The organism is Burkholderia sp. ABCPW 11, from assembly GCF_001523445.1.
Taxonomy (GTDB): domain Bacteria; phylum Pseudomonadota; class Gammaproteobacteria; order Burkholderiales; family Burkholderiaceae; genus Burkholderia.
Map to the genome: position 1 here is coordinate 127,047 of NZ_LOVM01000083.1, position 11,538 is coordinate 138,584.

The 11,538-nt window shown below is 69.3% G+C and carries 12 protein-coding genes and 1 pseudogene; 8 read left to right on the forward strand and 5 right to left on the reverse strand.

Going from position 1 to position 11,538, the window contains the following annotated elements; translation table 11 throughout:
• Positions 1-269: 269 nt before the first annotated feature.
• A complete protein-coding gene (locus WS61_RS27645) occupies positions 270-701 on the reverse strand; it encodes a hypothetical protein (protein WP_059505236.1) in 432 nt (143 codons plus the stop codon).
• A gap of 533 nt (positions 702-1,234) precedes the next feature.
• On the opposite strand from WS61_RS27645, the gene WS61_RS27650 reads away from it, so the two are divergent.
• A complete protein-coding gene (locus WS61_RS27650) occupies positions 1,235-1,489 on the forward strand; it encodes a DUF3562 domain-containing protein (RefSeq protein ID WP_059505238.1) in 255 nt (84 codons plus the stop codon).
• 200 nt (positions 1,490-1,689) lie between these two features.
• Positions 1,690-3,489: a methyl-accepting chemotaxis protein gene (locus WS61_RS27655; protein WP_059505240.1), complete on the forward strand. Its 1,800-nt coding sequence runs from the start codon at positions 1,690-1,692 to the stop codon at positions 3,487-3,489.
• Positions 3,490-3,525: 36 nt separating this feature from the next.
• On the opposite strand, the gene WS61_RS27660 is transcribed toward WS61_RS27655, so the two are convergent.
• Complete coding sequence (locus WS61_RS27660) at positions 3,526-4,566, reverse strand: sigma-54-dependent Fis family transcriptional regulator (protein ID WP_059505242.1); 1,041 nt, start codon at positions 4,564-4,566, stop codon at positions 3,526-3,528.
• 396 nt (positions 4,567-4,962) lie between these two features.
• Between WS61_RS27660 and WS61_RS27665 the strand changes: the two genes are divergently transcribed.
• The 4 genes from WS61_RS27665 (at position 4,963) to WS61_RS27680 (ending at position 8,721) form a co-directional block, all read left to right on the forward strand.
• Positions 4,963-6,945, forward strand: a complete 1,983-nt coding sequence (locus WS61_RS27665; protein ID WP_059505244.1) for an ATP-binding protein — start codon at positions 4,963-4,965, stop codon at positions 6,943-6,945.
• Between the two features lie 88 nt (positions 6,946-7,033).
• A complete protein-coding gene (locus tag WS61_RS27670; RefSeq protein WP_059505247.1) occupies positions 7,034-7,441 on the forward strand; it encodes a BON domain-containing protein in 408 nt (135 codons plus the stop codon).
• Between the two features lie 79 nt (positions 7,442-7,520).
• A complete protein-coding gene (locus WS61_RS27675) occupies positions 7,521-8,066 on the forward strand; it encodes a hypothetical protein (RefSeq protein WP_034204843.1) in 546 nt (181 codons plus the stop codon).
• Between the two features lie 28 nt (positions 8,067-8,094).
• Positions 8,095-8,721 carry a DUF4142 domain-containing protein gene (locus WS61_RS27680; RefSeq protein ID WP_059505496.1) on the forward strand — a complete coding sequence of 209 codons (627 nt, stop codon included), beginning with the start codon at positions 8,095-8,097 and terminating at the stop codon, positions 8,719-8,721.
• 22 nt (positions 8,722-8,743) lie between these two features.
• Here the strand turns inward: WS61_RS27680 and WS61_RS27685 are convergent, their stop codons facing one another.
• From WS61_RS27685 to WS61_RS27695, 3 genes are all read right to left on the reverse strand, one after another.
• A complete protein-coding gene (locus WS61_RS27685) occupies positions 8,744-9,247 on the reverse strand; it encodes a PRC-barrel domain-containing protein (protein WP_059505249.1) in 504 nt (167 codons plus the stop codon).
• A gap of 105 nt (positions 9,248-9,352) precedes the next feature.
• Positions 9,353-9,784, reverse strand: a complete 432-nt coding sequence (locus tag WS61_RS27690; protein ID WP_059505251.1) for a CBS domain-containing protein — start codon at positions 9,782-9,784, stop codon at positions 9,353-9,355.
• Positions 9,785-10,151: 367 nt separating this feature from the next.
• Complete coding sequence (locus WS61_RS27695; protein ID WP_059505253.1) at positions 10,152-10,400, reverse strand: hypothetical protein; 249 nt, start codon at positions 10,398-10,400, stop codon at positions 10,152-10,154.
• A 138-nt stretch (positions 10,401-10,538) separates the two neighbouring features.
• On the opposite strand from WS61_RS27695, the pseudogene WS61_RS27700 reads away from it, so the two are divergent.
• Together WS61_RS27700 and WS61_RS27705 are read left to right on the forward strand one after the other, a co-directional pair.
• Positions 10,539-10,849, forward strand: a pseudogene (locus WS61_RS27700) (hypothetical protein).
• A gap of 307 nt (positions 10,850-11,156) precedes the next feature.
• On the forward strand, positions 11,157-11,468 hold the full coding sequence (locus WS61_RS27705) for a hypothetical protein (RefSeq protein WP_059505255.1): 312 nt from the start codon (positions 11,157-11,159) through the stop codon (positions 11,466-11,468).
• The last annotated feature ends 70 nt before the right edge of the window (positions 11,469-11,538 follow it).

The window sequence follows — 11,538 nt, forward strand, 5'->3', positions numbered from 1 at the left end:
CGCTTGCCACCGTCACATCGTTTTCAGGAGCGGCGCCACGTGTTTGTCCGGCGCGTCATCCGACCGGGAACTCTCTGGCACGAGGGTAGGCAACCGACGGTTGCCTTGGAGGACGGGCGGGGTGCAAGTCACCCCGTCCGCTTTCCGCCTTGCCCCGTCGAATTCGCTTCCCCGCAGCAATGATGTTGAATGCGGCCGCGTCGAGCGGCGCGCCATCGTACGCGTAACCATTGCGTGGCCCCGTGCCGTGCGTCGTTTCCGTGCGCCGATCAGAGGGTACGAAGAATCGATCGCTGGTCGTGCCGGCGGTCCGCGCCGCGCCGTACCCGCGCATGCGGATGCACGACATGGAGCGGTGCGCATGCGTTGCACGTGCGGTTGCGCAAACGATTCGCATGCGGCCAGCCTGGGCGAGCCTTGCGACGCGGCTCCGACCTGGCTGGTGCGTCGGCTGCGTTTCGCGCGTGGAGCGCCGCGGCGAACCGCTGCAAAGCGAGGACCGACCCCACGACGCTCTGATACTTTTCGCGGCCGATCTGCCCGTCGAGCGTGACGAGCAATCCGGCCTCGCGTGCGAGCGCGAGCAAGGTGTCGAGGTCGTCGGACGGACGGTTGCCGGCCGACTCGGTGCGGTCGGGCAGGGCGCGCGCGTTGCTCGACGCGCGCCGCTGGCCGTGGCCCGGTAAGTTGCGATGTGCCATGGTGGTCTCCTGCGCCGAACCCCGCGTGCCGGCTCGATGGCCGGCTGGGCGATGTTCGGGTATGAACGCCTGGTTCATGTGATCAGTATCGTGTGGCGATGGCGCACTGCCAAGCGGCGCGCGCTGAAGTCGCTGTCAGGAAATTGCGCGACGCGTATCGGAATCTGCTGACACGCGCGGCGGCCGACCGGCCGATCCGGCGCGTTCGTCGGACGAATGGCAGCGCGCTTGACGCATGATTTCGGACGGTCTAAGTTTCCCCACTGCATCGGCGTCGCGCGGCGTTCCACTTGTCGCCCGTCGCCAGTGCCGCGCCCCGGGGTGGCGTGACAGGGTTTCAGTATCGTTCGCGGGCCATGTGCACGACGAACGCTGCGCGGCCGATTCGGAAAACGGATCCGCACGGCGGCACGCAAGGTGCCGTTGATCGCGCGCAAACACGCGCCGGCGCATCGTACGCCGCGCGTCTGTCTTAGTCTTTAAGCTTCCAGTACCGTCATCTTTTTCGTTCCTCGACCGTCAGGAGTCTGTCGATGTCCAAGGACAATTTGCTCGATTCACTCAAGGAAGCCGCCGAACGGCGCGCGATCGGCGCGGATCAGTTGCGTGCGATGCTCGACGACGAAGTGCGCGCGCTGTCGTCCGATGCACGCGTGCACGACTACATTCACGTATTCGCGATCCGGCACCTGCGCGAACGGATGCGCCAGAAGGACGATTTCGATCGCGACACCCGGGCCGATGACGCGCCCGCGGACGCCGATCCGCGTCCGAGGCATCGGCTGTAGCGGGTAGCGGCCGGGGCGCCGGGACCGGCGCGAGGCACACCCGCCGCCCGGCCATCCTGACGATCTGCCGACAGTCGCCGGCGCGTTTCGTCATACGTTTCAACGAATTGTCACAACGACCTCAAGTAAGCGGCGCGATTTGCCGTTTACCCGGTGAATTCGTCCACCGGGCGTTCCCGCTCCCTTACCGAGTCGTTGCCATGTTCTCGTCCATTCGCGCCCGCATCCTCGCCGCGTGCGTCGCCATCGTCGTATTCGCGCTCGTCGCCACGACGCTGATCAACTATTTCATCGCGCGTTCGTACAACGACGATGCGATCGACCGCAATCTGACCTCGGTCGCCAGCGGCCACGTGGTCGGAATCGCCGACTGGGTCGCCACCCGCAGCCGGATGATCGCGTCGCTGCAGGATGCCGCGCTGACGCCCGATCCGCTGCCGGTGTTCAAGCAGATGGCCGCGGCCGGCGGCTTCACGAACGTCTATGCCGGCTACGCCGACAAGGCGTTCCACTTCTCCGACCCGACCGGCATCCCGCCCGACTACGACCCGACCGGCCGGCCGTGGTACAAGCAGGCCGCACAGGCCGGCAAGCCGGTCGTCACGCCGCCGTACGTCGATGCCGGCACGGGCAACCTCGTCGTCACGTTCGCGGTGCCGATCCTGCGCGACGGCGCGCTGAAGGGCGTCGTCGCCGCGGACGTGTCGATGGACAGCGTGATCGCCAACGTCAAGTCGATCCGCCCGACGCCGGCCAGCTTCGGGATGCTGATCGACAGCAGCGGCCACGTCGTCGCGCACCCGGACGCGAAGCTCACGCTGAAGCCGGTTGCCGACGTATCGCCCGAACTCGGCTCGCTGGGCGTTGCATCGATCGCGGCGGCGAGCGCACCGGTCGAGGTCGGCGTCGGCGGCGACGCGAAGCTGGTGCGCGCGAAACCGGTGCCCGGTACCGACTGGTACGCGCTGGTGCTGCTCGACAAGACCGAAGCGACGGCCGGGATGCGTTCGCTGCTGACCGCGTCGCTGATGACGCTGATCGTGATCGTCGGCGTGGCGTCGCTGATCATCGGCGCGATCACCGCGACCGCGTTCCGCCGCCTGTCGCAGGTGCGCCAGGCGATGGCCGCGATCGGCTCGGGCGCCGGCGACCTGACGCAGCGCCTGCCGGCCGACGGCCGCGACGAAGTCGCCGACATCGCGCGCTCGTTCAACAGTTTCGTCGACAAGCTGAACGACGTGATGCGCCAGATCCGCGATGCGAGCGAATCGGTGCGCACGGCCGCGAACGAGATCGCGGCGGGCAACCAGGACCTGTCGTCGCGTACCGAATCGGCGGCGGCGAGCCTCGAGGAAACGGCGGCGTCGATGGAAGAGATCACCGCGACCGTCGGCCAGTCGGCGGCAGCCGCGAGCCAGGCCGACGAACGCGCGGCGGCCGCGTCGAGGATCGCGTCGCACGGCGGCGTGGTCGTGTCGGACGTCGTCGCGACGATGGGGAAGATCGAGGAAGCGTCGGGCCGGATCGGCGACATCATCGGCGTGATCGACGGGATCGCGTTCCAGACCAACATCCTCGCGCTGAACGCAGCGGTGGAAGCGGCCCGTGCGGGCGAACAGGGCCGCGGCTTCGCGGTCGTCGCACAGGAAGTGCGCAGCCTGGCGCAACGCAGCGCGCAGGCCGCGCGCGAAGTGAAGGTGCTGGTCGAATCGACGGTCGCGAGCGTGTCGGCCGGATCGGGGCAGGTGCGCCAGGCCGGCGACACGATGCGCGAGATCGTGTCCAACGTGTCGAACGTGACGACCATCATCTCCGAGATCACGCACGCGGCGAACGAGCAGACGCGCGGCATCCAGGAAGTGAACCGCGCCGTCAGCCAGCTCGACGAAATGGTGCAGCAGAATGCGGCGCTCGTCGAACAGTCGACCGCGGCGGCTACCGCGCTGCAATCGCAAGCGAACGCGCTGGCGACGACGGTCGGGCAGTTCAAGGTCGCCTGACGCGGCCGGCGGCCCGCGGCGTACGGCCCGCGATGCTCACGAGCCGCCCTGGTCGCGCATCAGCGCGAGCCGGTTGTAGAGCGTCTTCAGGCTGATGCCGAGGGCCTTGGCCGCACGCGGCTTGTTACCGTCGAAGTGACGCAGCGTCGCCACGATGAAGCGCTGCTGCGCATGGTGCAGCGTCGCGCCGAGCGGCAGCGCCATCGCGCCTTCCGACGTGCTGTCGACTGCCGGCATCGGCTGCTTCGGCAGCGCGATCTCGATGCCTTCGTCGGACAAGAGGTACGCGCGCTCGATCGTGTTGCGCAGTTCGCGCACGTTGCCTGGCCACGAATACGCGCGCAACGCGGCGATCGCCGCGCCGGTCAGCCGCTTGTGCGAGCGATGCCGCTCGTTCAGCGTGTCGACGAATTCCTGCGCGATCGTCTCGACGTCGCCGTCGCGCTGACGCAGCGGCGGCACGTAGATCGCGAACGCGGCGAGCCGGTAGAACAGATCCTCGCGCAGCCGGCCGTCGCGCACGGCGTCGGCCGGATTGTGGCGGGTGGCCGACACGAACCGCACGTCGAGCGGAATCGATTCGGTACCGCCCACGCGCACGATCGTATTCGACTCGATCGCGCGCAGCAGCTTCACCTGCAGCGCCGCGGGCATTTCCGCGATTTCGTCGAGCAGCAGCGTGCCGCCGCGCGCGGCTTCGAAGAACCCTTCGCGCTGCGTGGTCGCGCCGGTAAAGCTGCCTTTCTCGTGCCCGAACAATTGCGCCTCGGCCAGCTCGGGCGGAATCGCGCCGCAGGTCACGGGCACGAACGGGCCGTCATGCCGTGCGCTGAGATCGTGCAGCCGCCGCGCGACGATATCCTTGCCGACCCCGCTTTCGCCGGCAATCATCACGCTCGCGCGGGTCGGCGCGATTTTCTCGATACGGCCGAGCAGCGTGCGCATCGCGGCGGACCGGCCGGACAGCCGGCGACTGTCCGCGCGCTGCTTCGTCCGGTTTGCGGATTCACCCATGGGCGTTCGTGGGCCGTTTTGAAAAACGGCATCGCAGGTTCCGTTGCTTGCAATATTTATCATCGACAGCGAAACGGCCGCGAAGGTGCCGCGGAATAGAAAATTCCAATGTGCGCGACATGACCGACAGAAACGGGCCATCGGGCCGGTCGCCCGCCGTCGGTGTGACGCCGCGGTCGGGGTTGGATCGCCACTTTTTTACAGAAATCCGATGAAAAAAAGCGCTTGGCGATACATCGCGGCGCGGCGCGCGGCGATGCCGACGGCCCGCCGCCCGGCCCGCCGGCGGCGCGGGCGTAGGGCGCGGCCATGCGTTGCCGCGAGCGCGACCTTGGCCAGCGCCGGGTACGTTGTTTGCTGACGCGTTCCTGCTCGCCCGGCGCGCTCGACGGGATGCCGGATGGTCGAAATGCGGCATCCCCCCGCACCAGACGGGAGCCGGCGCGATGCAAGGATGCAATGAGGACTATGACCCGTGAGCTGCTTCGGCAGGGTGCATGGATCGTGCTGGCTGTCGGGGTGGCGTCCGCGCTGCAGGCGTGGGCGATTCAGGCTGTCGGCAAGCACGCGCCCTTTGCGCCGCTGCCTTTTTACGCCGGTGTGGCCGCCGCCGCATGGCTGACGTCGCTCGCCGGCGGCCTTGTCGCGACCGCCGCCAGCCTCGGCGTGATCGCCGCATTTTGGTGGCGCGACGCGTCGCTGGCGACACTGCTCGCGCAAGCCGGCGCGTTCGTCGCGATCGGTTTCGCCGAATGCGTGCTGGTGACGACGGTGAAGCCGCTGCTCGCAAACGACCGTTTGCGCGAGATCGATGACGACGACGGCGATCCGTACCCACCGCACCGTGAGCCGTCGTCCGTCGCCTGCGTGTCCGACGACGCGCTGCTGCGCCGCGTGGTCGATGCGTCGCCCGATGCGATCGTCGGGACCGATGCGCAGCGCAGGATCACCAGCTGGAATCCGGCCGCGGCAAGAATCTTCGGCATCGATACGGCCGAGGCGAACGGACGCGACGTCGCCACGATGATCGCGCCGCGCTGGCTGCGCCGACATGCGGTGCCCGCGTCGTTCGCGGACCTGCGCGAGCCGGTCGGGCCGCTCGACGTACTGTGCGTGCGCCGCGACGGCGGCCGTTTTCGCGCCACCTTCGTCGCCTCGCCGATCGTCGACGCGCAGGACCGCTGCGCGGGCCTGTCGCTGACGCTGCGCGAAGCGGGCGAACACCGCCGCAACGAGCGCTACAACCTTCGCTCGCTGCGCGGCGCACGCGACGCGCGCATGCAGGCCGACACGTCGAACCGGCTGAAGGACGAGTTGCTGGCGACGGTGTCGCACGAACTGCGCACGCCGCTGAACGTGATCTACGGCTGGGTCGAGGTACTGCGCAACGCCGACGGCCAAGGCTTCGCGCAGCAGGCGGTCGACGCGATCGATCGCAGCGCGCGGTCGTTGTCGCACATGGTCGCCGATCTGCTCGACGCATCGTCCCTCGCGACCGGCCGGCTGCGCCTCGAACGCGTGCCGGTCGATCTCGTTCGGATCGTGCGCGACGCCACGCGCGAACTGGACGCGACGGCGCAGGCGAACGGGCTCGTGCTGTCGACGTCGTATGCGATGCCGGCCTGCGTGATCCCGGCGGACGGCGAGCGCCTGCGCCAGGTCCTGTCGAACCTGCTGTCGAATGCGATCAAGTTCACGCCGCCGGGCGGGCGGATCAACGTGTCGCTGACCCGCGCGGGGGAGCGCGTGCGGCTGTCGGTCTCCGACACCGGGCAAGGGATTGCGCCGGAATACCTGCCGCACTTGTTCGATACGTTCAGCCGGCCGGAAGGCGCGTTCACGTCTCCCCGGCGCGGCCTCGGGCTCGGCCTGTCGATCGTGCGCAACATTGCGCAGCTGCACGGCGGCGAGGTCGTCGCGACGAGCGCAGGCGCCGGGCGCGGAACGACCGTCACGGTGACGCTGCCCGCGGGCTGGGACGCCGACGATCCGGTCGAGCAGCCGTCGCGCGCGAAGGGCAAGGCCGACATGGTCGCGCTCGACGGTCAGCGCGTACTGGTGGTCGACGACGATCCGACGTCGCGGACCAGCCTCGCGGCGGCGCTGGAGACCATGGGCGCGCAGGTATCGACCGCCCGGTCGGGACACGACGCGCTCGACGCGGTGGAGCGGCAGCAGCCGAGCGTCGTGCTGTCGGATCTCGCGATGCCGGACGGCGACGGTTACTGGCTGCTGGACCGGATCCGGCATTTGCCGAACGGCGGCGGACATCTGCCGGTCGTCGCGGTGACCGCGCATGCAGGCAAGGCCGACCGGCGCCGGGTGATGGCCGCCGGGTTCGATGCGTATCTGTGCAAGCCGGTCGACATGTCGACGCTCGCGAGCGTGATCGTCGACGTCGTGCCGGACGACATGGGCGACGGGAAGCCGCGCGAGCGGTAGCGGTACATACCCGACGTATAACCGACGCACACGCGGCGCGGCAATCCGGCCGCGTGGCCGTCCGGCCGCATACGAGAAAGGAGGCGCGATGGACGCAACGAAAGGCACGCGGCGCGACGGCAAGGGCAGCGAGCCGGCACGCACCAGGCATAGGACGGTCGTGCCGATCGCGAGCATACTGATGCTGTCGTGTGCATGGATCGCGACGCCCCGCTACGCATCGGCCGAGGAGGGCACCCGTGCGAAGCTTGCGAGCCAGGCGTCGGCCGTCGGGGGGCAGATCCGCGATGCGACGCTCGCGTCCCGCGTCAGGGCCGCGCTCGTCGCCGAACGCGGCCTGGCCTCCGGCGACATCGACGTGCAGGTTCGCGACCGCGTGGTCGAACTGACGGGCAACGTGCCCGACGAGCGACAACGCGCGACCGCGATCCGCGTCGCGCACGACGTCAGCGGCGTGAGCGGCGTGCGCGACAAGCTGCAGATCCGCCGGAAGTAACGTGATGCGCGGGCCAGCGCCGGGCCGATCGGGCGTCGCGCGCCCGCGGTCCTGCGCGTCACCGGGCAGGAGGTTCGACATGGACACCATCATCGCGGGCCGTTTCTCGCGGCTCGAGCAGGCGGAACGCTGCGCGGAGCAGTTGCGCGGCCACGCCATGCATCGGGACGACGTGAAGGTCTTCTTTCTCAATCCGCCCGGACAGCACGCGCTGTTCTGGCTCGGCGGCGACGTCTATGCGGACTCCGCCGCGCGGCCTGGCGGCATCGGCGCGCTGGAAGGCGTGGCCATCGGCGCGATCGTCGGGCTCGCCGGGGCCGCGCTGCTCTATCTGGGCGGCCTTCATTCCCCGCTCGCGTGGATCGGCGTGCCGCTCGTCGGCGGGTACGTCGGCGCATTGTGCGGCGCGCTCGGCCGGATGCGCGGCGATGCGCCGGAGGGGCATGGCGCGCTGAAGCAGTGCGAAAACGGCGTCGTGCTGGCCGCGCACGTGACGCGGCGCACGATCGCGTTCGCGGAGCGGACGATGCTCGCCGCCGGCGCGCTATCGGTGGAGCGCACCGAGGGCGCATGGCACAACGGCGAGTGGACCGATTTCTTCACGTCGGCCCATCGTCCCGCGTGACGCTCCGTTGCCCGATACGGAGGCCCGGATGACGAAAACGAACCGGATGAAGCCACGCGGGCGTCGATCGGCGGCAATCGTCCTGACTGCCGCCGTGGGCGCGCTGGCGTTCGCGCTCTCGCATGCGCAGGCGCCGCCTGCTTCGTCCGCGCAGGTCGCGCCGGGCGTCGTGCGCCCCGGCCCGACCGCCGACGAGGCGGGCATGACCCAGCGGCCGGTCGGCATCGACGCCGAGTTCGTCGACAAGGCCGGCATGATCGGCAAGGTGGAACGGCAGGCCGGGCAGCTTGCGCTCGATCGCTCGTCGAACGCGGACGTGAAGGCCTTCGCCCGCCGGATGGTCGACGACCATGCGCGTATCGCGGACGAATTGCGGCACATCGGCGCGCAAAAGGGCATACCGGTCCAGACGCGCATGCTCGTCGACCCGGCGGTGACGGCATTGCGCGCGAAGAACGGGCGCGCGTTCGATACGGCGTACGTGGCGTTGGCGGGGCCTCGCGCACACGAAGCGGCGGTCCGGCTTTACGAAACCGAAGCGAAAGACGGCCGCGACCCGCAGCTTCGCGCATTCGCGGCCCGCACGCTGCCGATGCTGAACGCACACCTGAGCGCCTCCCGCCAGCTCGCGAAGACGGTGGCCGCCGCGCAGTGATCCGCCTTTCGGCCGACGGGCTTCAGTGCTGCCGCGTGCCGTCTTCGGGGCCGCCCGGCGACGCCTCGTACGGCGGCGAATCGAGCGCCGTTTCGCCTTCCTCGATCAGCCAGTACGGCGAACGGCCGTAGTACGCATGCAGTGCTTCGGCCCATTCGGGGTCGGCCATCGTCGGCCACCGGCTCTTGTCGAAGCCGGGCGCCTCGCGCACACGCGCGGTGTCGACCGGCAACACGAAGCATTCGCGCTCGGCATCGAGTACGAGCGCGTTCCACGGCACCGCGAGCAGCTTGTCGCCGATCCCGAGCAGGCCGCCCGACGACACGACCGCGTATGCGATTCGTCCGGCGCGCACGTCGAGCATGATGTGGGTGACCTTGCCGATGTCGTCGCCGTCCAGCGTCAGCACGCGATCGCCTTCGAGCGTGCGGGCGGCCATCACGTCGGGGCCCGGGCCGCCGACGGCCGTACGCGGATTCGTGCCGACGATGCGCGCGGCGTCGCGCGACGGTTTGTCCGTTGTCATCGAAAACCTCCTGGTCGAAGCGGCAACCCGGCCCGCGCGCGAATTCGTCGCGCGGGTATTGCGCCGGGGCGGCAGGCCGCGCGGGATGATGGATGGGAACGCCGCTCAGCGGCGGCGCGGCAGCGATACGTCCTCGAGCGTATTGGCCAGCTCGTCGCGAGCTGGGCCGCCCGCGCGCGTGGCGATGTCGCCGAGCGACACCATGCCGACCAGCTTCAGATTGCGGTCGAGCACCGGCAAGCGGTGCAACTGCACGTCGGCCATCCGCTGCTGGACATCGCCGACGCCGTCGTCCTCGACGCACCATTGCACGGGTCTGGACGCAACCGCCTGCACGGGCGTATCGGGCGAATGGCCGTGCGACAGCGCCCGCACCGCCAGATCGCGATCGGTCACGATCGCGACGAGTTCGGCGCCGTCGCAAACGGGCAGCACGCCGATATCGAAGCGCTGCATCAATTCGGCTGCATGGCGAATCGTGTCGGTCGGCGCGACGCACACTACGTCGCGCGACATGATCTCGTTGACGCGATACATGAACGTCTCCTTCGTGAGCGGGGACGATGCGGGAGCACCGCGCGTGCCGCGCGAGGCGCACGCGTCGGCCCCAAGGCCTCTTCACGCTGATAACGGGCTTGCGCCGGATAGCCGGCGACGGAGAAATTTGCCAGCCTGCTTGTACATCTTCCACGGCGCAGACGCGGCCGTCGATGCGGGACGTCAGTGGCCGATGCCCGTCATCGTGACGATTGCGAGGACCACCGCGCTTTCGATCGCGGCCAGCGCCGCGACGCCGGCTGCGCCGCTTACTTCATGCCATCTGCGTTCAAGGACTTTCATCGATCGCTCCTGATTGGGCCGGCGCGCGGCTGCGCTGTCACGCAGCGCGTGCCGGGTGCCGCCGTCAGCCGTGATCGCGGGGCGGGGAAGGGACGTGCGGCGCGCGACGTTCGCGCTCGCCGGACGGCTTGGCGGGGTCGATACGCGTCGCACCGCCGACGGCGGGCGGGTCGCTGGCCGGGAACGTCTCCTCGAGCCCTTCGTCGATGCGTTCCTCCGTCTTGTCTTCGGACGGCGGACGCGACGTGGCGAACCGGAGCAGTCCGGCAGCCGGTGACACGGCGTCGCGGCGGCCGGGGGCGTGAACGGTCATGATCGAACCTCCTTGTCGATGAGAAGGCGCAAGCGCCGTACCCGCGGCAACCGCGGCACGGCGCTTGCAAGCCGCGAGGACCGGCCGGGCATGCGGGTACGACGCGCACGGGGCCGGTATGGACGAGAGGACATCGCGATGAATGCAGCCAGGGAAAGGATACGTTACGACGCGAACGTATGCGGCGGCGATTTCGGCCACGTGCGGGAGCGGTTCGACACGTGGAAGCGGGAATCGAGCGGGAATCGCGGGTCTATCGGCCGGAGCGGCGCATGTTCGACGGCAAGGACGAGGTACGCGAGCTGAACGACACCGTCTACGACGGCCCGGAGCGCGCGCAGCAGGCGCTCGTCGCCCATTGCGAACCGTCCGATCCGTTCGCGCTTGCCGTGCAACTGAGCGCCGAGGGGCGCACGATGTGGCTCGTCATGGCGGCCTACGACGACTGAACCCGACGGCGACGGGGCACGGCGCGATAGCGGGCACGGCGCTTGCGGGCGCTCGCCTCGCCATCGAAATGCGCGCGCCGTCGCGCAGGAGTGACATGAAGACGCCATCCACGCTGCACCGCCCCGAACCGACGACACCCGACGTCGACCCGGATCCGCCGCCGCCCGGGCACGACGACCCGGTCGACCCGCCCGTGCCCGACGGGCTGCCGCAAGGCGATCCGCCGTCGAACCCGCCGCCGATGCGGATGCCGGACGGGGGCAGTGCGCCACCACCGGCCGCGCGAACACTGAAAGGAGGACCGTCATGGACATTCACGTGCAATCGCCAGACAAGCGCGCGATCGCTCAGGTACTGGGCCGCTATTTCGAATCGCGTTCGCTGCACTATCACATCGAGGAATTGCCGGGCGGCGTGCTGCAGATCGGCTTTCGCGCCAGCGGCCGACCGGTCGCCGTCACCGTTTCGTTCGACGATGCCGCGTACGACACCTATACGCACTGGGACGCGAGCCAGAAACAGCTGGCGCTCGGCCGGCTCGCCGACGGCTTCTCGCGAATGATGTCGTCGCGCAGTCCGGCCGCGCTCGCCGGCGACTATCACGTCGAGCGTTTCTGATTCCGCAATCATCCGCCGGCGCATGCCGGATCCCGGCAAAGTGCCCGTACACAACGGGCGCTTTGCGTCC